The 21,874-nt window shown below is 47.4% G+C and carries 19 protein-coding genes; 1 reads left to right on the forward strand and 18 read right to left on the reverse strand.

What is annotated here, in order from left to right; all coding sequences use genetic code 11:
* Positions 1 to 62: 62 nt before the first annotated feature.
* The 16 genes from GKG43_RS05435 to GKG43_RS05510 form a co-directional block, all read right to left on the reverse strand.
* Positions 63 to 2,438 carry an ATP-dependent DNA helicase gene (locus tag GKG43_RS05435; RefSeq protein WP_129878845.1) on the reverse strand — a complete coding sequence of 792 codons (2,376 nt, stop codon included), beginning with the start codon at positions 2,436 to 2,438 and terminating at the stop codon, positions 63 to 65.
* A gap of 48 nt (positions 2,439 to 2,486) precedes the next feature.
* Positions 2,487 to 3,338, reverse strand: coding sequence for an ATP-binding protein (locus GKG43_RS05440; RefSeq protein WP_129878846.1), 852 nt, complete (start codon positions 3,336 to 3,338; stop codon positions 2,487 to 2,489).
* Complete coding sequence (locus GKG43_RS05445) at positions 3,331 to 4,053, reverse strand: LytTR family DNA-binding domain-containing protein (protein WP_129878847.1); 723 nt, start codon at positions 4,051 to 4,053, stop codon at positions 3,331 to 3,333. The genes GKG43_RS05440 and GKG43_RS05445 overlap by 8 nt, the downstream gene beginning before the upstream one ends.
* 80 nt (positions 4,054 to 4,133) lie before the next feature.
* Positions 4,134 to 5,066 carry an SPFH domain-containing protein gene (locus tag GKG43_RS05450; RefSeq protein ID WP_025657292.1) on the reverse strand — a complete coding sequence of 311 codons (933 nt, stop codon included), beginning with the start codon at positions 5,064 to 5,066 and terminating at the stop codon, positions 4,134 to 4,136.
* 3 nt (positions 5,067 to 5,069) lie between these two features.
* Positions 5,070 to 5,513 (reverse strand): NfeD family protein, encoded by a 444-nt coding sequence (locus tag GKG43_RS05455; RefSeq protein WP_025657291.1) that lies wholly within the window; start codon positions 5,511 to 5,513, stop codon positions 5,070 to 5,072.
* 224 nt (positions 5,514 to 5,737) lie between these two features.
* Positions 5,738 to 6,538, reverse strand: a complete 801-nt coding sequence (locus GKG43_RS05460) for a TIGR03915 family putative DNA repair protein (RefSeq protein ID WP_129878848.1) — start codon at positions 6,536 to 6,538, stop codon at positions 5,738 to 5,740.
* 13 nt (positions 6,539 to 6,551) lie between these two features.
* A complete protein-coding gene (locus GKG43_RS05465) occupies positions 6,552 to 7,883 on the reverse strand; it encodes a putative DNA modification/repair radical SAM protein (RefSeq protein ID WP_129878849.1) in 1,332 nt (443 codons plus the stop codon).
* A gap of 721 nt (positions 7,884 to 8,604) precedes the next feature.
* On the reverse strand, positions 8,605 to 10,038 hold the full coding sequence (locus tag GKG43_RS05470; RefSeq protein WP_129878850.1) for a PTS transporter subunit EIIC: 1,434 nt from the start codon (positions 10,036 to 10,038) through the stop codon (positions 8,605 to 8,607).
* Positions 10,035 to 12,368 (reverse strand): glycoside hydrolase family 95 protein, encoded by a 2,334-nt coding sequence (locus tag GKG43_RS05475; RefSeq protein ID WP_129878851.1) that lies wholly within the window; start codon positions 12,366 to 12,368, stop codon positions 10,035 to 10,037. The genes GKG43_RS05470 and GKG43_RS05475 overlap by 4 nt, the downstream gene beginning before the upstream one ends.
* Positions 12,369 to 12,500: 132 nt before the next feature.
* On the reverse strand, positions 12,501 to 13,325 hold the full coding sequence (locus GKG43_RS05480; protein WP_025657287.1) for a MurR/RpiR family transcriptional regulator: 825 nt from the start codon (positions 13,323 to 13,325) through the stop codon (positions 12,501 to 12,503).
* A gap of 9 nt (positions 13,326 to 13,334) precedes the next feature.
* Entirely contained in the window at positions 13,335 to 14,957 is a 1,623-nt protein-coding gene (ptsP, locus tag GKG43_RS05485; RefSeq protein ID WP_129878852.1) for a phosphoenolpyruvate--protein phosphotransferase, read from the reverse strand.
* A gap of 40 nt (positions 14,958 to 14,997) precedes the next feature.
* Entirely contained in the window at positions 14,998 to 15,255 is a 258-nt protein-coding gene (locus GKG43_RS05490) for an HPr family phosphocarrier protein (RefSeq protein WP_025657285.1), read from the reverse strand.
* Between the two features lie 192 nt (positions 15,256 to 15,447).
* Complete coding sequence (gene cysK / locus GKG43_RS05495; protein ID WP_129878853.1) at positions 15,448 to 16,380, reverse strand: cysteine synthase A; 933 nt, start codon at positions 16,378 to 16,380, stop codon at positions 15,448 to 15,450.
* 126 nt (positions 16,381 to 16,506) lie between these two features.
* Positions 16,507 to 17,796: an O-acetylhomoserine aminocarboxypropyltransferase/cysteine synthase family protein gene (locus GKG43_RS05500; RefSeq protein ID WP_025657283.1), complete on the reverse strand. Its 1,290-nt coding sequence runs from the start codon at positions 17,794 to 17,796 to the stop codon at positions 16,507 to 16,509.
* Between the two features lie 61 nt (positions 17,797 to 17,857).
* Positions 17,858 to 18,298 carry an Rrf2 family transcriptional regulator gene (locus GKG43_RS05505; RefSeq protein WP_025657282.1) on the reverse strand — a complete coding sequence of 147 codons (441 nt, stop codon included), beginning with the start codon at positions 18,296 to 18,298 and terminating at the stop codon, positions 17,858 to 17,860.
* A 283-nt stretch (positions 18,299 to 18,581) separates the two neighbouring features.
* Positions 18,582 to 19,019 carry an Rrf2 family transcriptional regulator gene (locus GKG43_RS05510; RefSeq protein ID WP_025657281.1) on the reverse strand — a complete coding sequence of 146 codons (438 nt, stop codon included), beginning with the start codon at positions 19,017 to 19,019 and terminating at the stop codon, positions 18,582 to 18,584.
* A 262-nt stretch (positions 19,020 to 19,281) separates the two neighbouring features.
* Between GKG43_RS05510 and GKG43_RS05515 the strand changes: the two genes are divergently transcribed.
* Positions 19,282 to 19,479 carry a cold shock domain-containing protein gene (locus GKG43_RS05515; protein WP_025657280.1) on the forward strand — a complete coding sequence of 66 codons (198 nt, stop codon included), beginning with the start codon at positions 19,282 to 19,284 and terminating at the stop codon, positions 19,477 to 19,479.
* Positions 19,480 to 20,067: 588 nt separating this feature from the next.
* Here GKG43_RS05515 and GKG43_RS05520 read toward each other — a convergent pair.
* Together GKG43_RS05520 and GKG43_RS05525 are read right to left on the reverse strand one after the other, a co-directional pair.
* Positions 20,068 to 20,511: an amino acid-binding protein gene (locus tag GKG43_RS05520; RefSeq protein WP_025657278.1), complete on the reverse strand. Its 444-nt coding sequence runs from the start codon at positions 20,509 to 20,511 to the stop codon at positions 20,068 to 20,070.
* A gap of 14 nt (positions 20,512 to 20,525) precedes the next feature.
* The gene (locus GKG43_RS05525; RefSeq protein WP_129878854.1) at positions 20,526 to 21,860 is read right to left on the reverse strand and encodes a phenylacetate--CoA ligase; all 1,335 of its coding nucleotides are present in this window, start codon (positions 21,858 to 21,860) and stop codon (positions 20,526 to 20,528) included.
* Positions 21,861 to 21,874: the final 14 nt, after the last annotated feature.

Below are 21,874 nucleotides of genomic sequence, written 5' to 3' on the forward strand. Positions count from 1 at the left end.
GCTTTTTTATGATATATAGCCACCGAGCCGGCCTGCGTCCATAACAGTTCCTCCGGTCACTATTATACCAGGCTGTCCGAAGGTTCTCCGCCCCAGAATTCCTTTATCTTTAGGCCAAGGTTATCTATCCTGCAGATCTGGTACCCCTCCCACTCACGCGGAAATATCTCCCGGTACTGTCTCTGCACAAACCGCTCATCCAGCAGTATAATAACGCCACGGTCCTCCTCCGTTCTGATGACTCTGCCGGCAGACTGCAGTACTTTGTTCATCCCCGGGTAAAGATAGGCATAATCAAACCCCTTCATGTTTCTGCTGTCAAAATACTGTTTCAGTATCTCTCTGTCATTGCATACCTGCGGGAGTCCTGTTCCGATAATCACTGCCCCAATCAGCCTGTCCTGGGTGAGGTCAATGCCTTCCGAAAAGATACCGCCCATCACGCAGAATCCCACAAGGCTGCACTCCCGTGCCTCCTCGAATGTCTCCAGAAAGATTTCTCTGGCTTCTTCTCCCATAAACTGCGACTGCACAATACATTCTATGTCGTGGCGCCCCTGCAGCATATTCTGAAAACATTCCTGTACATCTTCCATAAACCGGTAGGACGGAAAGAAAACCATATAATTGCCCTTTCTACCCTCCACTATATTAAGAATATACCTGGCAAACTTCTCGTACATGTCTGCTCCCCGCATGGTATACTTTGTGCTCACATCGTTGCCAAGAAGAAGAAGACGGTTCTCCCTTGGGAAAGCGGATTCCGCATAGATTGCATAATCATCACTCTCCACGCTGAGCAGCTTTTTATAATAATGGATGGGCAGCAATGTTGCGGAAAAAAATATGGTACTGTTTCCCTGCTCCAAGTAAGTCTGCAGATTTACAGAAGGATTGACACAGAGCAGCTTTACGCGGAAACGGCCGCCACGTTCAAGCTCCGAATAGATGACATAGTTTTCATCTAAAATATCATGAATATTCAAAAAGTCTCTGACCTCAAAATAAAAATCCAGAACCTGCTCTCTTTTTTCCTCGCTGTGTTCTTCCTCCAGATACTCCTCCAGACCGGACATTACATTCATCAGCTTAACCGCGATGTGGGAAACACTTTCCAGAATCTGATAGTTCTCACACTCTCTTTTCAGCATAAGCAGCTGCTTGTTGCACTCCTCCAGTTTTTTCGCCAGCTTAGGATCTTCGTTTTTTACCAGGCGCTTTATCTCAAGCACATCCTCTTTATATAAGACAGCGCTGTACATCTCGCGCCCCCGTTCAACCAGATTGTGTGCCTCATCAATGAGATACAGATAGCCGCCTTTATTTCCCTCGGAAAAAAAACGCTTTAAGTGAGCGTTTGGATCAAAAACGTAGTTGTAATCACAGATAATGGCATCCGACCATACTGAAACATCGAGCGCCATCTCAAACGGACACACATTGTACTTCTGCGCCTGTTTCTCTATTGCCTCTCTGCTCAAATCATCCGAGTTCATAATCAAGTCAAACACGGCATCATTCACTCTGTCATAATGCCCTTTTGCGTATGGGCAGCTGTCCGGATTGCAGACTGTCTCTTCGCAAAAGCATATCTTTTCTTTTGCGGTCAGGGTAATCACCTTCATGAGGAGCCCTTGACCCTTCAGGGTCTGAAAGGCCTGTTCTGCCACGGTTCTTGTAATTGTTTTAGCAGTCAGATAAAAAATGCGTTCCCCCAGTCCTTCCCCCATGGCCCGCACCGCCGGAAAGACGGCCGCCATGGTTTTCCCCACGCCCGTCGGGGCTTGTATAAACAACTTTTTCTTTCTGAGTATCGTTTTATAGACTGAAGTCACAATCTCTCTCTGCCCATCCCTGTACTCAAAAGGAAACTCTATCTTCTTAATCGATGCATTCCGCCCCGACTTCCATTCGATTTGAAACTTCGCCCATTTTTCATACTTAACAACCAGCTCCAGAAACCATTTTTCCAGTTCATCCCTGGTAAACTCCCGGATAAATCTCTTCAGTTCTTCCGTCTCCAGATTACAGTAGGTCATCTGCACACGGATGTTCTGCAGATTCTCCTGCCTGGCATACATATATGCGTAGCACTTAGCCTGTGCCAGGTGTACATTGGAGGGTGCCTCGATATGCAGGAGTTCCCTGAGGACGCCCTTGATTTCATCTATCATGACGCCCTGCCCATCCTCGATGACTCCGTCGGCCCTCCCTTCTACCTGCAGGGTAAATCCTTCGCAGGGAATCTGCGTTTTGAGAGAAACCTCTGCACGATAATCAGAACCCATACGCCGCTGTATCCTGCGATGGATTCTGCTTCCCTGCAGCATGGCCTCTTTGTCCGCGCTGCTCCCTGTTCTGTTGTCGATGTCCCCCTCGCGCAGAATAAATTCCACCAGATTGCGGACAGATATTTTGATCAGTTCTTTTTCTTCCATGTATGTTATTATACCTCGTTCAAGCAGGAAAAGCCACTCTTGTTACCTCTAAATTACTACGGCAAACTGAATATAATTCTCTCCGCCGATCTCTTCCTGCCCCACGGTAATCTCACCCCCCGCTTTCTCTGCAATCATTTTGGCGCGGTAGAGGCCAAGCCCCCTGTCCCCTCTCTTTTTGCTCTTCGTAGTAAATCCATTCTCAAAAAAATGTCCGATCTCTTCCAGTGAGATCTTCTCGTGCTGGTTGAATATCTGGAAAATCAGATGATCCTGCCGGGAATCCAGAATCATGCGCACTCGTCCCCCCTCCTCGGGGCACGCCTCATACGCATTGTCTACCAGAACCCCAACAATCTCAATCAGGCTGTGTTCTGATACCCGGGAAATAATCTCCCTGCTGCGCACCTCTATCTCTGTCTCAATGCCTTCCCTGGAACTGACAATTTTACTGTAAAGAAATCCTGCGAGCACCTTATCACTGATTTTCAAAAGCGGCAGATACTGGCTGACGCCCTCTCTGCTGATCTCCTTCACATACTCCGACTGTCTGCGCACAAGTTCTTCATAAGAATCCACAGTAAGGTGCATGTTCAAAACAGCATTCAGATGATTGTCAAATTCATGCTGCCTTGCCCTGATCTCCTTTACCAGTTCCTCCAGCGGTTGAATATAGTGCTGATACATCTTCAGTTCCTTTTCCTGCTCCCTTATGATGTCATTGCTCAGCTTCCAGTCAATCGTCCCCCATATAATCACAACAAGTAATAAAATGAATACAATGATCATCTTAAAATCCAGCGTCCTGCTTATCTTCAGGTCAATCACCAGGTAAACTGCAATCGCAAGGGAAATGAAACAAAAGACCCGGTAAAGGAATTTTCTTACTGTTTTATTCATTTAGCAGCCTCCTGACCTCAGTCTTGTAGGTAACACCGATATCAATTTTCTCCCCATATCCCTCTACCTGTATCATCTGATTTACCATATCATAATACTTCACGTATGTCTTATTCACCGCAAACATCCTGTGGCACTGGAAAAACTCCTGCTTTGGCATTTTCTCCATAAGCTGCCGTATAGAGAGATATGGAATTTCCATCTTCTCCTCTTTCAGATAAAGGCAGACCCCCCTGGGAATTGCCTTACAGAAAACAATCTCTTCACACAATATCTTATAATTAATCCCGTTTTTCTTAACTATAATGTACGGTTTTTCTTCTGCTCGCACGTGGGACAGCACCTTTTTCACCACGGCCTGTACATCTGCTTCGCTGTAAGGCTTTAAGAGATACTGATAACAGTGTATCCTGCGGTAAGCCTCTATCTCCAGGGACGCAACCGATGTGATCATAACAACAGGTGTGAACTCATACTTGATGATATTGCGTATCTCCTCTGCAAAGATCAGGCCGGAGGAGTCTTCCTTGTCCTCTTTTACAAGATTTACATCCAGTAAAAATAAATCAAAAGAAACGGTGCCATGCAGCAGCAGCCTGGCTTGCGCCAGGTCTGCCGCCGTATTCACCGTTATGTCAGCCGATATGCGGCAGAGCATGTTCCGCAGTGCTTCCCTGCTCCGCCCCTCGTCTTCCAATACCAAAATCCTTGCCATATCCTGCTCCTGCTTCTACTGCCTTCTATTGTGCGGCACGCGATCTCCGATTGCCTGATTCCGTCCAGGCCCAAACCGGACTACTCAGCCTTCTCGTAATGCGCGATTTCTGAAATTGTCTTAGTCAGACCGGCAATTCCCTGCAGTTCGGATGGGATGATAATCTTGGTAGCCTTACCGTCAGCCGCCTTTGCAAATGCTTCCAGGCTCTTGATCGTCAGCACTGCTTCATCAGCGCCGGCTTCCCTGATAAACTTAATACCATCAGCCGTAGCCAGCTGTACGGATCTGATCGCTTCCGCCTGTCCTTCGGCTTCCTTAATCCTCTTCTGCTTCTCGGCCTCTGCCTTTAGAATCGCTGCCTGCTTCGCCGCTTCCGCCTCAAGGATCACGGACTCTTTCTCACCTTCTGCCACAAGGATCGTAGACTTCTTCTCGCCTTCTGCCCTGAGGATGGATTCTCTTCGCTCACGCTCAGCCTTCATCTGCTTCTCCATCGCATCCTGGATAGCCTTTGGCGGCATAATGTTCTTTAGCTCGACACGGTTCACTTTGATTCCCCATGGGTCAGTTGCGATGTCGAGAGATGTTCTCATCTGGGAGTTGATCGTCTCTCTGGATGTCAGTGTCTCATCCAGCTCCAGATCGCCGATAATATTACGCAGTGTAGTTGCCGTTAGATTCTCTATCGCTGCAATCGGACTTTCTACGCCGTATGCATACTGTTTCGGATCCGTAATCTGGAAGAATACGACCGTATCAATCTGCATCGTAACATTATCCTTTGTTATAACCGCCTGTGGTTCAAAATCTACCACCTGCTCTTTTAAAGACACTTTCTTTGCAACTCTGTCCAGAATCGGAATTTTAAAATGCAGGCCTACTCCCCATGTCTCTTTGTATCCGCCAAGACGCTCCAGTATATACGCATGTGCCTGGGGTACAATCCTGATATTTGTCACCAGGATTAACAGTACGATAATTAGTATTACAATTCCAATCCAAAGTCCCATATTCTATTCCTCCTCATATTTCTTTACAATCAGTTTCACGCCGGAAATGCTTACCACCTTGGCCAGTGTCCCGGGCTCCAGGATATCCTCATCCTTTTCTGCCCTTGCGGTCCACTCCAGCCCATTGACGACAGCGGTTCCCGTCTGTGCCAGATTATCTACAGTCTCCGTCACCCTGACTATTTTACCTATAACGCCCTCATAATTTGTCTTCTCATGATGGGCATTTATGTATTTTACCGCAAAGGGACGGGTAAAAAACAAAAGTAAAAATGAGACAACGAAAAATGCGCCAACCTGCCAGATCAGGTTCATACCGGCAATGTTTAAAAGCAGCGCTGCCAGAGCGCCCCCGGCCAGCCAGACCGATGTAAGCCCGACCGTTATAATCTCGATTACCAGAAAAACTATCAGCAGTCCAAGCCATACAAAAGCTTCTCTCTCCATATTTCTCCCTTCTCTCAGATTTTATTTCATCCGGTTAATAACCTTTCCTGATGATAGTTATATGTTAATCCAGCTTATTCTATTATACAATACTTTTTGCGTGAATGCAGTGAAATCCTGTTTTAATGAAATTCTGTAACAGTTCAGGTAAATCTGAACTGTTACGCATCCAGCCATTAAAATCGCTTTGCGATGGGATGGATGCCTGTGGCCACCTCATTTTCCTACGGTCTGCGCTGTAAATGCGCAGACCTGACTGCGCTGTCACTAAATTCTGTCATATCCTGTCGGAAATGCATCGGCAGGTGCGACCTCTGCAGGGCCAGATTCTCACGCTCTTTGATCGAGATCGAGCTGCAGAACCCTTTCCATAAACGCTCAAATTCCCCTTCAGCCTCCGATACTCTGCCTGCTGTCTCCGGATTCAGTTCCTCTCCCTGGACGAGAACCCAGTTCTTACCTGCCTGATGAACCAGAAATACCTTATGCGTTTTATCATAAACCATCCAGTTTTCCAGCGGAAAACGATTTGTAAAATGATCTGCAATGCAGGTCAGCACCTGCCCCTTAGGGGTAATCTCCGAGAGCAGGACTCCGTTCTCCAGTTCCCGAAAGCGGATGAACTCCGTAAACAGATGCGCTTCATTGGCCACGCTCCTGCTCAGTTCAAACACCTTGGCAACATATGGATTACTTAGGTGTTCCATGATCTTCCTGCTGTCTGGTATGGTTCTGGCTGCCAGCATGGTGTTATATACGGCATCCGCCTTCTCGGAATCGTCTGCCAGGAGGGCATGATAAATATCCCAGTAAGTATTATACCCAAGATTCTGTTTTATCAGCCGCTCAACCGCAATTGATTTTTTTTCCGACTCTGCGGTCTCCCTGTACTCACAGAACAGCTGCGGGGTCATCTGGCCGCGCAGTGCAATACCAGCTTCACCGTTTCTATTTTCTTTCCACGCATCGTGGATAGCGGAAAATATGCCTGTTATTGTGTCATAACAAATATAGACCTGTTTCATCTCTGTCCCTCTTTTACTCCAATATGCTGAAAACCTGTGCTTCCCTGAAGGTCACATCATCAAATAAAGAAAGCTGCCGGTAGGTCATACCGGTCACAGAATCCGGCAGCTTCTCCTTTGTATTCAGCAGGTTTCTCATAATATAATCCTCTTCTATCCTGGTTTTGTACATCATTCTGCCATTACATGTCAGAAAATAAAGTGCACGCTTTAGAACGACTCCCATCTTTTTTAAATCTTCAAACTGCAGATTTCCCATCCTTCTCGCCTTCACAATCCTGGCAGCCGACTTTACTCCGATTCCGGGCACCCTCAAAAGTGTATTATAGTCGGCCCGGTTCACCTCCACCGGAAAATATTCCAGATGCTTTATCGCCCAGTCGCACTTTGGATCCAGAAAAACATTAAAATTCGGGTTCTTTTCATCCAGCAGCTCCCTTGCCTTAAATTGGTAATATCTCAGCAGCCAGTCCGCCTGATACAGTCTGTGCTCTCTCAGAAGAGGCGGCCCTTCCCCTGTTCTGGCTGGCAGAGCCGAGTCCTCATTCACAGAAACAAATGCGGAGTAGAACACCCTCTTCAGTTCGAATTTCTTATAGAGAGATTCTGCCACATTGAGGATCTGGTAATCGGTCTCAGGAGCAGCGCCGATAATCATCTGTGTGCTCTGCCCGGCAGGGACAAACCGGGGAGCATTCTTATATTGAACAATCTCCAGCTTATTGTCATTGTGCTTCTGCTGTACCAGACGCATCGGCGCCAGAATATTCTTCCTGCTCTTGTGAGGTGCAAGGAGCCGCAGACTCTCGGCGGTGGCAAGCTCCAGATTCACACTCATCCTGTCCGCTAAAAACCCCACCCGCTGAATCAGCTCCTGATCCGCTCCCGGAATCGCCTTCACATGAATATATCCCTGAAAATTACACTCCCTGCGCAGCTTGTACAGAGCAGCATAGATCAGCTCCATGGTATAATTCGGCGTCTTCAATATCCCAGAACTCAGAAAAAGGCCTTCAATATAATTCCGTCGGTAAAACTCCATAGTCAGAGTGCATATTTCGTCCGGCGTGAACGAAGTCCTGACTACGTCGTTAGACGCTCTGTTGATACAGTATTTACAGTCATAAATACATTCATTCGTAAATAAAATCTTCAATAACGAAATGCATCTTCCGTCAGCTGAAAAGCTGTGGCATATACCCGATTTCTTGCAGTTGCCCATCCCTGTCCCGTCACCCTGCCTGTCCACACCGCTGGACGTGCAGGCCACATCGTATTTGGCGGCATCGCTTAAAATCTGCAGTTTGTCATACATCGACATCTGTTCCTGTATAATCTCCGCCATCTCCGTGCACCCCTTTTCCTATACCTTATTCCGCAGTTTTCTGCGGATCCGCCCGCAGGGCATGAATTACGGGATGCCCTTTGGGTATACTTTCTTCAAATAAATCCTATAGCTATTTCGAACATATGTTCTTACTATAACAAATCATACCATATCTTCCACGCATTTTCAATAGGGATTTAGCAACGGGCTTTAGTCCCGGGGCGTATGGAGATAGAATTAGTGGTACTTATATGTCCCCAGTAGGTGTACATAAGCAAGATGATACGGCTTACAGTTAATATACACCTTGAAGATGAAAAGATACGCATAGCCAATCCACATCCGCTGCCCTGGTTCGGGATCCCACCCGGTTGGCGAGCTTTCCTGCCGATTGGATGAGCCAGCTTCATGACAGGGAGGCCGGGAAGGCGCTGGGGCTGTATATGCCGTTGCGATATGCTGGAATGCGCTTAGTAATTCTTGAACAGCCGATGTCGGATAGGCGGGGAAAAACTTGATCTCCAAATCAAGTTTTTGCTGAACCCAGCGCGGGAAATCATCAGATTTCCCGTAATGTGTTCAGCGTACCCGCCTATCCGGCATCGGCTGTTCTAGAATCACTTAGCAGCATGGGTGCATATCGCAACGGCATATACAGCCCCAGCGGCCTTCCCGGCCTCCCTGTCATGAAGCGTCCGCATCCGTCGACAAGGCTAAAGCTTGCCGACTAAATCCCGATTTATTTTTGATCCTGCGGCACCGAGTTTTTCCCAAATACTGCCATTAGGATAATTGCCGCAGCAAAACTTACGATACATGCGATAATAGCCGCCACAACCGATGAGTCAAATCCCGTCTCCGGATTGATAACCTGCAGCCATCCGAAGATCCCGTTTGTTCCATAGAAATATTGTTTTACTCCGCCGAATCCTATGATTGCCCCACCAATACCAGAAGCCAGGCACGCCAGGATAAACGGCTTTTTGAACTGCAGTGTGACACCATAGATTGCTGGTTCTGTAATACCTACCATGGCTGAAAGGATTGCAGGGCCGCATACGCTTTTGAGCTTTTTATTTCTTGTTTTGAGCATAATCATCAGTACCACTCCTGCCTGTGCAAATGCGGAAGAGAGACCTGCGATTGTGATCGGGTCGAATCCCATGGTCGCCAGATTATTTACAGAAATTGCAACGAATCCCCAGTGTACGCCGAACATAACACATACCTGAATTAACGCACCATATAAGAAACCGCTGATAGTCGCGTTGAGATCAAATAATGCCGTAAATGCGGCTCCAAGCAGGCTGCTCGCAAAACTTGCAACCGGCCCGATAATCAAAAACGCCAGGACAATGCTGATGATGAGGGTAAGCGCCGGTACAGCAAAAGTCTTGAACAAGTCGCTCATCCTCTTTGCAAAGAATTTTTCCACTTTTGCAGCAAAGTAACATGTCACAATCGCCGGTATCACAGAGCTTGCATAGTTCATCAGAATGACCGGAATTCCCAGGAATGTTACGTAGACCGGAGATTCAAAAATGGTTCCTGTAAACAGTGTGTAAAGCGGTTCTCCTGCCATAATCGTTGTGAGGGATGGGTAAACCAGCGCTGCTCCAATGGCCATTCCGATAAACGGCGTGCCCCCGAATTTCTTCATCGCGGTGTATCCAAGGAATACCGGCAGAAAGTTGAAAAAGCAGTCGCCCACAATGTTCAGGATCTGATAAGTACCCGATGCGGTTGAAAGCAGGCCGGTCGCGGTAAGCAGTGCCAGAAGACCTTTGATTACACCGGTTGCGGTAAGCATTCCCAGAATTGGCGTGAATACGCCTGATATCAGATCGATAAACTGGTTTGTTACCTTTTTCTTCTTCATTTCTTCTTTGAATTCTTTGGCATCTCTTACTTCCGTCTTTTCGCCGTCCGCCCCCAGCATGGCCAGCATTTCTTTGTAGACATCCCCTACGTGCTGTCCGATCACGATCTGATACTGGCCGCCGCTTTTCACGATGGATAGAACACCTTCAATTGCTTTCACCGCTTCGTCATCCGCTGCCGCTTCGTTCTTCAGTTGAAGGCGCAGCCGTGTCGCACAGTGGTAGACGCTGGTTATATTGTCTCTTCCGCCGATTTTTTCTACAATCTCTTCGATCATTTTTTCGTACTTCATTCGTTAAATCCTCCTTCGCTCAATTCCGTAAAATCAAAAGTCATACTCTGTTCCTTTTGAAACTTAATCTTCTGCCGCTGTCCTGTTCTGTCTGCAAATATAACTGCAGAATCTCGGAGTCCCAGCAGCCTGATCTCTGTAATCTGTGAGTCTTTCCACTCCAGATCCAGAATACATCCGCACTTCAAGCGGATTCCCTGCACCTTTCCATTTTTTAATGCCTGGGGGAGGGCCGGGAGCAGAAAGACGATATCTTCAAAATCCTGCACCAGCATTTCCAGCAGACCGCAGGCGCCCCCAAAGTTTCCGTCTATCTGGAATGGCGGATGCGTGTTGAACAGGTTATCCAACGTGGCGCCAGTCAGCAGCTCACGCTGATTCTTCCACGCTTTTTCTCCGTCCCGGAGCCGTGCGTAAAACAGAATAATCCAGGCCTTGCTCCATCCCGTATGTCCGCCTCCATGACTCAGGCGTCTCTCCAGAGTATGAAGCGCTGCCTGCGCCAGCCCGGGCGTTGTGTCCGGGCGTATCTGCGCTGCAGGGTAGAGGGCAAACAGCTGGGAGATGTGGCGGTGTCCGATCTCCATTTCTTCATAGTCCTTCCGCCATTCCTGAATCTGTCCGTATTTTCCGACTTCGATGGGGGGCAGCCCTTCCAGGCGTATTTTCACATCTTTTTCCAGTTCGTCTTCCAGGCCAAGTTCTTCTGTGATCCTGATATATCCGCCAAACAGTTCCCTGAGGATTTCCGAATCCATGGCAGGCCCCATACAGAGACACCCGCATTCTCCCTGCTCATTCATATAGATATTTTCCGGGGAACTGCTCGGCCCTGTCATCCAGTATCCCTGCTCGTCCTGCACCATATAATCTGCGAAAAATTGTACGCTGTCCCTCAGTATTCCATAAAATTCTTCCATAAATTCACGGTCTTTTGTATACAGATAATGTTCAATAATATGAAGACAGAGCCAGGCCCCGCCCATTGGCCATATAGTTGCCGACACATGGCTGTCCTGCGGTGCGCAGTCCCCCCAGATGTCTGTATTGTGGTGGCAGCAGAATCCGCGCGCTCCATACATTTTCTCCGCGGTCTCCTGCCCATGCGGCCGCATCGTTTTCAGGTGCTCCAATAGCGGCATGTGCAGCCGGGAAAGCCCCGTCTTTTCCGCCATCCAGTAATTCATCTGTATATTAATATTGATCGTATATTTGGAGCCCCAGGCCGGCTCAAAGTCTTCGTTCCAGATTCCCTGCAGATTGGCAGGCAAGCTGTTTTCACGGCTGGAACTGATCAACAGGTACCTTGCAAAATTATAATGTAGATTTACCAGACCAACATCCTCCTCCCCGTTCCTCATCCGGGCAAGACGTTCCGGGGTGGAAAGCCTCTCAAATTCCTCCTCCTTCCCGAGCTCCAGTACACTGCTGTTATAAAGTGCATGATAATCATCGAGATGCTGTTTTTTTAACTTTTCATAAGGCTGGGTACCGGCTGCCTTCAAGGTTTCCATACACCACGCGGCTGGATCTTCGCTCCGGTAAGTGGTCCTGCCGGTTATAAAAAGCACCGCCTCCTTCGCGCCCTCTACGATGATATGACTGCCCATGCGGTACCTGCGCCCTCCTTTTGAGGCAATCCGCACCGCCATCTCAAAGGCGATCCCGTTATCCGCACCGTTTTTACCGTACAGGCGGATCGCATCGTCTCCCAGTGCTTCTGTACCGTCGCAAAAAGACGACCCCCTTCCCGATCGGTTGTCTTTTCGGGTAAGTGAAACCTCAAAATCCAACACCTCATCTGCATCTGCGTACATTTTATAAACCAGAACCTGTGCCGGGGCAGAGGCAAAAAATTCTCTTTTTACAGATCCCTTCTCCGTCTTATATGCAATGCTGCCCATTGCATCCTCCAGATTCAGTCTTCTTCGATATCCTTCGAATACCGGCGGTTCATACTCCACAAACGAAGTTCCGTTCTCTTTCTTCTTCACGATCTGCCTGCCGCGTGTATGAAAAAAATCAATCCATACATCTCCCAATGTCTGATAGTGCCTCATATGGGGATAGGATGCATACATACTGCGGGAAGCCAGAAGTTCCGCCGCCTGCACTCTGCCCTCCTTTAGCAGCTGCCTCACTTCATGCAGATGCTCTTTTGCATCCGGATTGACCCGTTCCATGTATCCGCCTGACCAGACAGAATCCTCATTCACCTGTATCCGTTCAACAGATGTCCTGCCAAAGACCATAGCGCCCATAAAACCGTTTCCGATGGGAAGTGCCTCTGTCCACTCCTCTGCTTCGTTCCGAAACCAGATCTCATTCATCGCAATTCTCCTTCCTTCAAATTTCTGAGGCCATTATAGCAAAAAAAACAGAAGTTCCGAAAAAGTTCGCAAAATGGAAACTCTCTCAAAACTTCTGTTATTTTATCCAAATCTTTACAGCAATACATAAGATTAATCAATGATTACATCCTCAGGAAAGCCGTACTTATTCTGATACCTTGCCGTAATCTGTTCGATTAGGAACTGATAAAGAATCGGATGATTCTGAACCCGCTCCCCGTATTTTAGAAAAATGCACATATCCACTCTCGGATCCTTTTCCATCTTTGTGTTAGATGTAATCAGAACTACCCTTGCTTTTGTTTTATTAAAACATTCTTTTTCAGGTTCTCCGTCCAGTTTAGAAAACGTGCTGATATAGCGCCCTGAATTCGAGAAAATTAAAAGCAGTGTATCTGCACCAGCCTCTGCAATATAATGCTCCTGCTTCCTGTCATTAATCGTTGTATAGACATATTTTCTGTAGTAGGACATTTTGTATTGAAAATTCAACGCTGCCGTCTCGGAATAAATCTCCCCAAAAGCGGCAATTTTCTTATAACCGTGGATATCCTCCACGAGGCGTTCTATCCTTTCCGTATCGATGGAGGCCGCCTGATTCCTGATATCATTCGTCAGCACCTGAACATAACGGTCCATCCCGTACTCCAGAATATAGTCCGTGATATTCACCGAATCTCCGCCCCGGATATAAACATCCTTTTCACGCTGGCGCATGGCCTCCAGCTTGAAATCCGTATAGTCGTCAAAACCAATCCTTCTCACAAACTTGGATACCGTAGACTTTGATACACTGCACAGGGCAGCCATCTCCCCGATCGGTATCTGATACAGCTGGTTGATATTCTCCAACATCAGACTGGCGATGTGGTATTCCGTGGTACCGACAATCTCCTCATTAATTGTGGTGATCAAACGCTGATATAAAATATGCATTGTCTTTTTCTATTCGCATTCTCTGATTCGCTTTCTCAGCGGAAGTATCATAGAGGGAGATACGGAAAGCTCGTCAAGCCCCATCTTCAGGAATTCTTCCGTCAGTTCCAGATCGGCTCCCAGTTCACCACAGATACCGATCCACTTGCCCTCTGCATGAGCATTCTCAGCTGCCATCCTGATCATTGCAAGCACTGCCGGATGATGTGGATCATAGAATGCATCCAGTTTGGAATTCTGCCTGTCAATCGCCAGCGTATACTGGGTCAGATCATTTGTACCCACGCTGAAAAAGTCTACTTCTTTGGCCAGTTCCCTGCTGATCATGACAGATGCAGGTGTCTCAATCATCACACCGGTCTCTACATTCTCTTTAAACGGAATTCCCTCCGCCTTCAGTTCACTCTGCACTTCTGCAATAATCTCTTTGATCTTGTATATTTCATCAACTGAAATGATCATCGGAAACATAATGGAGATATTACCGAACATAGCTGCACGGTAAAGCGCACGCAGCTGTGTCTCAAAGATCTCTGTTCTTGTCAGACAGATACGGATTGCACGATATCCCAGCGCCGGATTCTCTTCCTTGTCCAGCCCGAAGTACTCAACCTGTTTATCTGCTCCTATGTCCAGCGTACGGATAATAACCTTTTTGCCAGCCATATTTTCCGCAACCTGTTTATACACTGTAAACTGCTGCTCCTCGGATGGAAACGTGTCGTTCTCCAGGTATAAGAATTCACTCCGGAACAGGCCGATTCCGCCTGCATCATTCTTCAGGACAGCGCCAACATCGGATACATTGCCAATATTAGCATATACATTCATCTTCTGGCCGCTCTTTGTTACATTCTCTTTGCCTTTCAGCTGTTCCAGGAGGGCCTTCTGTTCCAGATCCTTTGCCCGCTTTTCCTGCATCTTTGCCAGCGTCGTCTCGTCCGGGTCAATATACAGCATTCCGGTAAAACCGTCAATTATTGCCATTCTGCCGTCATACTGGGACGCTAGTTCCTCGCCCAGGCCAATGACTGCAGGAATGTTCATCGTTCTTGCCAGAATTGCCGTATGGGAATTGGAAGAACCATACATGGTTGCAAATCCAAGAACCTTGCTCTTGTCCAACTGTACAGTCTCGCTGGGGGCCAGATCATCCGCCGCAATAATACACGGCTCATCCGTCTGAGCCATACTTTCTCCCACACCGCAGAGGATGTCCAGTACACGCTCGGATACATCCTTTACGTCCGCCGCACGCCCCTGCATATATGCATCATCCATAGAAGCAAACATCTGCGCAAAGTTGTCCGCCGTTGTTGCTACGGCAAATTCTGCATTTACTTCCTGGGTACGTATAATATTTTCGATTGATTCAATATAATCCAAATCTTCCAGCATCATCTGGTGTATCTCAAAAATCATGGCATTCGCTTCGCCCACATCCTCAAGCGCTTTGTCATACAGCCCTTTGAGCTGTTCAACTGCCTCGGCCTTTGCCTCCTGAAAACGGGTGCATTCCGCCTCCACATCATCAACGTGTGACCGCTTGATCACTTTTTGGTTCCTCTTATAAAATGAGAGCTTTCCGATGGATACACCGCCAAATACGCTTTTACCTGTTATTGTAATCATAGTACCTTCCCTTATATACAAATGATAAGTGCTCTTTTATTTATAAATTTTCTTTAAAAAATGCCTCTAATTCTGCGATTGCCTGATCTTCGTCTTCGCCCTCGGCTGTCATAGTAATCTCTTCCCCTGTTTTTACTCCGAGTCCCATGACTCCAAAGATTCTCTTTGCATCGGCACTCTTCTCGCCTTTAACGATTTTAACGGCAGATTTATAGCCTGCAGCCTGCTTTACTAACAGCCCTGCCGGTCTTGCATGAATTCCCTCCGGGTCTGTAATAACATATTTAAATTCTTTCATGATACTATTTTCCTCCTGTTTTTTATTTTTAACTTCAATTAGTATATAACATATCTCCGTTTTTTTCAATTGCTTATAAATTATTTCACACTACATTTCCATTTAAGAACTAAAAAAACGACATTTCAAAGGCATTTTGCAGCACGCTCCCTGCGGATTCTCCACAGGGCAAATGCCGCAAAATGCCCTTTTTTATGACTCAAACAACGGTGTAGAAAGATATCTTTCTCCTGTGTCAGGCAGGATCGCCACGATTGTTCTGCCTTTATTTTCCGGTTTTTTTGCAGCTTCAACCGCCGCATGGAGCGCCGCGCCGGAGGAAATTCCAACCAGTACACCCTCTCTCCTTGCCAGAAGTTTTGCAGCCGCATAGGCTTCCTCATCCTTTACCTGCACTATGGATTCATAGATATCTGTATCCAGTACTTCCGGTATGAACCCCGCACCGATGCCCTGCAGCCCATGTGGTCCCGGTTTTCCGCCCGACAGTACCGGGGAGCCGGCCGGCTCCACTGCAATCACCTCCACATCCGGCTTTCTGGACTTCAGATAGGTTCCCGTTCCCGTGATAGTTCCGCCTGTGCCTACGCCCGCAATAATGATATCCACCTGGCCATCGGTGTCCTCCCAGATCTCGGGACCTGTTGTTTTCGTATGAATTTCCGGGTTCGCACTGTTCACAAACTGGCCAAGTACGATTGCATTTTCCCGTTCTTTTACAAGCTGCGCCGCCTTCGCGATCGCGCCGTTCATTCCCTTCGCCCCTTCGGTCAGGACAATCTCTGCGCCATAACCCAGCAGAAGCTTTCTTCTCTCGATGCTCATCGTCTCGGGCATGACAAAAACTGCCTTGTATCCCTTGGCTGCCGCCGCCGATGCAAGCCCGATCCCGGTATTTCCGCTGGTGGGCTCAATAATTGTTGCTCCCGGTCTGATTAGGCCTTTCGCCTCCGCGTCCTCTATCATATTCAGGGCCACGCGGTCCTTCACGCTTCCGGCCGGATTGAAGTACTCCAGCTTTACCAGAACGCGCGCCACCAGGTTCAATTCCTTTTCAATATTCGACACCTCCAGTATCGGTGTCCTTCCTACCAATTCTGTAATGCTTTTATATATATTTGCCATTTTGCTTCCTCCAATTCTCTATCTATATTTTTATAGCTGAAAGCACATAAGTAACCGGATTTTGGTCTCTTATGTGCAATGCAAAATAAGTAACCGTCCAGATCTTCACGAGCCTTACAAATCTTATTATATTCGTTCTAAAGCCTGTTCCAGGTCATACAGGATATCATCTATGTGCTCGGTTCCCACGGACAGCCTGACCGTGTTCGGCCTGATGCCGGAAGCCTCCAGCTCTTCGGGCGTCATCTGGGAGTGCGTGGTACTGGCCGGATGGATAACCAGTGATTTCACATCTGCAACATTGGCGAGCAGAGAGAATATCTCCAGGTTATCAATGAATTTCTTCGTATCTTCCCCAGTGCCGTTTATTTCAAATGTAAAGATTGAAGCACCTCCATTGGGGAAATATTTCTGATACAGTTCATGATATGGACTGTTCTGCACGGACGGATGATTCACTTTCAATACTTTTGGGTGTGCCTGCAGAAATTCTACGACCTTCACCGTATTCTCCACATGGCGCTCCACCCGGAGAGACAATGTCTCCAGCCCCTGCAAAAATAAAAATGCATGGAGCGGCGCCATCGTTGCCCCGGTGTCCCGCAGAATCACCGCCCGTATTCTCGTTACAAATGCTGCAGCCCCTGCCGCCTCATAAAAGCGTACACCATGATAACTTGGATCCGGTTCTGTCAGCTGCGGATATTTACCGGATGCGTTCCAGTCAAAGTTCCCGCTTTCTATAATGACTCCGCCCAAAGCGGTCCCATGTCCTCCGATAAACTTAGTTGCAGAGTGAACAACAATATCTGCACCGTATTCAAAGGGCCTCAGCAGGTATGGCGTGGCAAATGTACTGTCCACTACCAGGACGATATGATATCTGTGGGCAATATCGGCGATCTCCTGTATATCGACCAGATTTGCATTCGGGTTCCCAATGGATTCTATAAATATTGCTTTTGTATTCTCCTGAATCGCTGCTTCCACTGCGCCTTCTACTTCCGGATCCACAAAAGTTGTGGTAATGCCCTGATCCGGAAGCGTATGTTCCAACAGGTTATAGCTTCCCCCATAAATATATTTTGAGGCTACAATATGGTCTCCCTGTTTAGCAAGATTCTGAAATGTGTAAGTAATTGCCGCCGCACCGGATGCAACACCGAGTGCCGCCGATCCGCCCTCCAGCGCCGCGATCCGTTTCTCAAAGACATCCTGGGTGCTGTTCGTCAGCCTTCCGTATATATTTCCTGCATCAGCGAGTCCAAAACGCTGAGCCGCATGCTCACAGTCCCTGAATACATAGGACGTGGTCTGGTAAATGGGAACCGCCCTGGCGTCTGTTGCCGGATCCGGCTGTTCCTGTCCTACGTGTAACTGTAATGTCTCAAATCTTAATTTTCTGTCTCTGCTCATTTGCGTTGTCCTCACTTTCCTGTCAATTCACCTTTACATGCTTCCTTTAAAACTGTCTGAATTAAATATAGTACATATTCGTACTGCAATCCAGATTCTCTCTGTACTCCCGCACCAGCTGGGCCAGCGTCCGTTTACTGAGGAATTCGTTCACCTTACTGTCAATCTCATCCCACACAAGTTCCTGTATGGCTTTCTGTACAGGATCCGCGGCCTCCTCCCCATTCCTGTCGATAATGGAAAATTCCCCTTCCAAAGCCTCCAGTATCTCCTTCACTGTAATGCACTCGGCGCTCTTGGCCAGCTTATATCCTCCGCCGGCCCCTTTCACACTGACAACAATGCCTGCTTTTCTCAAAACTCCAAAGACCTGCTCCAGATAATTTAAAGAAATATTCTGCCGCTTTGCCGTCTGGATCAGGGAAATCGGACCCTCCTGTGAATTCGCTGCCATATCCACAAGTGCACGGAGTCCGTATCTTCCTTTTGTAGATACCTTCATATAACACCTTCTTTCTATATCCTACTATTTTGATATGTATTGTATATTTAATGTTATACACCCATATTCCTACCATGTCAATACAAATTTTAAAACTGGATTTTATACGCTTGGGGGACGCCTTGCGTGGAACGGGGCGGGAACAGACAGAAGCATACCGCTGTTTGGATACTGAGCGCTGCGCTAAGCAGCAGTAGATGTATTCCAAACAGCGGTATGCTTCTGGCTGCGCTGTACGTGGTCAGGGTTTTAAACCAACCTTACAGGCAGGACAGCCTGCCGTTTATAGTTTGCTTGACGTCCCCTTCATTTCCGCTGCCCGGATGATATCCGCTATTGTAACCCTGCCTACCGCATCATTCATCGTCTTCCACATTTCTTCCCAAGTATTTCTGGTTGGGCACAATCCGCAGGCTATGCCGCAATTGCTCTCTCTGGTAAGGCAGTGCACCGGAGCCAGTTCCCCCTCTACTGCCGTCAGTACCTCCAGCACGGTCAGTTCTTCGGCATCTCTTTCCAGGCAGTATCCTCCGTAAGCGCCACGAACACTCTTTACGATTCCCTTTTCTTTCATGGGCTTTACTATCCGCTCCAGATATTTCTCAGACAACTTCCGTCTTTCTGCTATATTCTTCAGACTCTCAAGATGATCCCTGCTGGAATGCAGCGCAAGATCTGCCACAATCTCCAGCGCATACTGTCCCTTCGTCGACATTTTCATTTTAAGCTACACTCCTTTGTTTTACTTACAATATGTATTTTAAACAAAACTCGCATAAAAAACAATCTTACTTTTCAAACAATCACGCAGTTCACAGATAATCCGTAATCTTTCGACACTTTTTGTATATTTTTATGGATTTTTTCACAAACACATTGACTTTCATTGTTAAATATGCTACGCTAATACAGCGTTGTTCAGAATAGAAATGAGCATTGCGAACACTTTATTATTTATTTTTTTATTTATGGAGGGCAACACAATGACAGGTACAGTAAAATGGTTTAACAACCAAAAAGGCTATGGATTCATCTCTGACTCAGAGGGAAATGACGTATTCGTACACTACTCAGGATTAATGATGGATGGATTCAAATCCTTAGAAGAAGGCCAGGCAGTTGAATTCGATGTAACAGACGGCGCAAAAGGACCACAGGCAGTCAACGTAGTAAAACTTTAATCAGAATTTTAAATGTACCTTTTAATATATAAATTAGATTTAATATTTAAAAGAAATACAGAGAAATGAGATTAAAAAAAGAGTGCCCGGATATTCCGGGTGCTTTTTTTGTGTATTGGAAGGGGACGCCAGCGAACAGGAGGCGGACTTGAATAAAGCGGATTGGATTGAACTGGATACCCAGAACACATCGTATTTAGTAGTTTTTCTGCAGCTTGCCACAGATCCGCCCAAACCACCAACTCAATCCGCCTCCCCCGTCTGCTCCCCCACCGGGTAAGGCGCTATTTAACCGCCTTAATGCGCCCAGCCCCGGGAACCGGACACAGGGGTGTCTGGAAGCATAGGAGATGCTGTTAGCCGGAGTTACGGAAAAAAGAAGGAAAACCGGGGTGAGATCTGTGATCGCAAATCACAGATCTCCCTGGCCCCAGCACTCAAAGTCATCAAGACTTTGGGTGATGTGGCCAGGTCTGCCCCGGTTTTCCTTCTTTTTCCGTTACTCCAGCTTGCAGCTTCTCCCCCGTTTCCAGACACCCCTGTGTCCGGTTCCCGGGGCGTCCCCATACCAGCCAAATACCGCCCTGTCTACAAGCTTACATTGGAAACGTAAGCTTCCGCTGCCTCCCAGACGTCGAATCCACTTCCTCTTAATATATCAACCACCCTTGCCGGGTCGTCAGTTTTTAATACCGCCGATGCGTCTGTCCCATTTGCGAATGCATACATGTATTCAATATTGACTTCGCCTTCTACGATTTGATGCATTGCCTTGCTTAAGGATCCCGTCGCGTGAGGCACCCGAAGCGCCACAACGTCTGTCAGCATAGCTGTGATTCCATTGTCTTTAAGCACCGCTCTTCCCTTGTTCGGGTCGGATACAATCATGCGGAGCATTCCGTAATCTGATGTATCTGCCAGGCTCAGTGCAACGATATTCACATCGTTGCTGGCCAGCACTGCAAGCACTTCGTCCAGACGTCCCTCCCGGTTTTCCAAGAATACTGATAATTGTTGTATTGTGATTCCCATCGTGCTTACCTCCTCTACTGCAGGTTACGCTTATCTATTACACGTACTGCTTTTCCTTCGCTTCTCTGTATTGTCTTAGGCTCAACCAGCTTCACGCGGACGGAAACTCCAAGCGCCTGTTTCAGAACTGCGCCGATCTTTGCTTTCAGCGCATCCAGTTTTCTGATCTCGTCTGAGAACATGCTCTCATCGACCTCCACCATAACCGTCAGGACATCCAGATTATCCTCTCTGTCCACAATCATGAGGTAATGCGGTGCAACTGCACCGCCCATGCTGAGAAGTGCTGTCTCAACCTGCGTCGGGAATACGTTGACACCGCGGATGACTTTCATATCATCTGTACGTCCTGTAAACTTGGATATCCTCGGTGTCGTTCTGCCGCAGTCGCAGGTGCTGTGGTCAATGCTTGTAAGATCCTTCGTGCGGTATCTTAAAAGCGGCATCGCCTCTTTTGCCAGTGTTGTAAATACGAGTTCTCCTGTCTCACCGTCTGCACAAGCCTCGTGAGTTATCGGATTGAGTACCTCCGGATAGAAGTAATCAACATTGATATGCAGACCTCTATGATGAATGCAGTCCTGTGCAACTCCAGGACCCGTAATCTCACATAATCCGTAAATATCAAAGCAGTTAATATGCAGAATACTTTCAATTTTCTTACGCATCTCCTCGGTCCATGGCTCTGCGCCGTGAATCCCGGCCTTCAGTTTTAGACGATCCACAACACCGGCCTCCTGCAGGGATTCCGCAAGATGCAGTGCATAGGAAGGCGTACATGCGAACGCTGTTGACCCAAAATCTTCCATACACATCATCTGGCGTTTGGTATTTCCCGCCGACATAGGGATCGCTGTGGCTCCAAGCGCCTTAGCTCCAAAGTCCAGACCCATTCCGCCTGTAAATAATCCGTATCCATAGCATACATGGATAACATCTTCCTCTGTCAGTCCAGCCATTGTCAGGCATCTGGCTACACATTCGCCCCACACATCCACATCCTTCTGCGAATAGGACGCCAAAGTCAGTTTCCCTGTCGTTCCTGATGTGCCCTGTACCCGGACAACATCTTTTTTGGGGATTGCCAGAAGCCCGAACGGATAGTTATCCCTCAGGTCTTCCTTTGTCGTAAATGGAAGTTTATTAATATCCTCAATTCCTTTGATATCACCTGGCTCTACTCCAAGTTCTTTCATCTTCCTACGGTAGAAATCTACATTGTTGTAAACTCTTTCTACTACATCAGCCAGACGTCTGCTCTGCAGAGCAGCCATCTCGTCACTGCTCATGCATTCTATATCCGGGTCAAAGATCCGCTCATTCCAGTTTTCTAATGTCACTGCCGCCATTTTAGTTTAACTCC

It is taken from the genome of Eubacterium sp. BIOML-A2, from assembly GCF_009680135.1.
Lineage (GTDB): Bacteria > Bacillota > Clostridia > Lachnospirales > Lachnospiraceae > Faecalicatena > Faecalicatena contortus_B.

Coding starts and splice junctions, on each gene's coding strand:
- GKG43_RS05435 (WP_129878845.1), bottom strand. CDS start 2,438: ATGGAAGAAAAAGAACTGATCAAAATATCTGTCCGCAATCTGGTGGAA.
- GKG43_RS05440 (WP_129878846.1), bottom strand. CDS start 3,338: ATGAATAAAACAGTAAGAAAATTCCTTTACCGGGTCTTTTGTTTCATT.
- GKG43_RS05445 (WP_129878847.1), bottom strand. CDS start 4,053: ATGGCAAGGATTTTGGTATTGGAAGACGAGGGGCGGAGCAGGGAAGCA.
- GKG43_RS05450 (WP_025657292.1), bottom strand. CDS start 5,066: ATGGGACTTTGGATTGGAATTGTAATACTAATTATCGTACTGTTAATC.
- GKG43_RS05455 (WP_025657291.1), bottom strand. CDS start 5,513: ATGGAGAGAGAAGCTTTTGTATGGCTTGGACTGCTGATAGTTTTTCTG.
- GKG43_RS05460 (WP_129878848.1), bottom strand. CDS start 6,538: ATGAAACAGGTCTATATTTGTTATGACACAATAACAGGCATATTTTCC.
- GKG43_RS05465 (WP_129878849.1), bottom strand. CDS start 7,883: ATGGCGGAGATTATACAGGAACAGATGTCGATGTATGACAAACTGCAG.
- GKG43_RS05470 (WP_129878850.1), bottom strand. CDS start 10,038: ATGAAGTACGAAAAAATGATCGAAGAGATTGTAGAAAAAATCGGCGGA.
- GKG43_RS05475 (WP_129878851.1), bottom strand. CDS start 12,368: ATGAATGAGATCTGGTTTCGGAACGAAGCAGAGGAGTGGACAGAGGCA.
- GKG43_RS05480 (WP_025657287.1), bottom strand. CDS start 13,325: ATGCATATTTTATATCAGCGTTTGATCACCACAATTAATGAGGAGATT.
- ptsP (WP_129878852.1), bottom strand. CDS start 14,957: ATGATTACAATAACAGGTAAAAGCGTATTTGGCGGTGTATCCATCGGA.
- GKG43_RS05490 (WP_025657285.1), bottom strand. CDS start 15,255: ATGAAAGAATTTAAATATGTTATTACAGACCCGGAGGGAATTCATGCA.
- cysK (WP_129878853.1), bottom strand. CDS start 16,380: ATGGCAAATATATATAAAAGCATTACAGAATTGGTAGGAAGGACACCG.
- GKG43_RS05500 (WP_025657283.1), bottom strand. CDS start 17,796: ATGAGCAGAGACAGAAAATTAAGATTTGAGACATTACAGTTACACGTA.
- GKG43_RS05505 (WP_025657282.1), bottom strand. CDS start 18,298: ATGAAGGTATCTACAAAAGGAAGATACGGACTCCGTGCACTTGTGGAT.
- GKG43_RS05510 (WP_025657281.1), bottom strand. CDS start 19,019: ATGAAAATGTCGACGAAGGGACAGTATGCGCTGGAGATTGTGGCAGAT.
- GKG43_RS05515 (WP_025657280.1), top strand. CDS start 19,282: ATGACAGGTACAGTAAAATGGTTTAACAACCAAAAAGGCTATGGATTC.
- GKG43_RS05520 (WP_025657278.1), bottom strand. CDS start 20,511: ATGGGAATCACAATACAACAATTATCAGTATTCTTGGAAAACCGGGAG.
- GKG43_RS05525 (WP_129878854.1), bottom strand. CDS start 21,860: ATGGCGGCAGTGACATTAGAAAACTGGAATGAGCGGATCTTTGACCCG.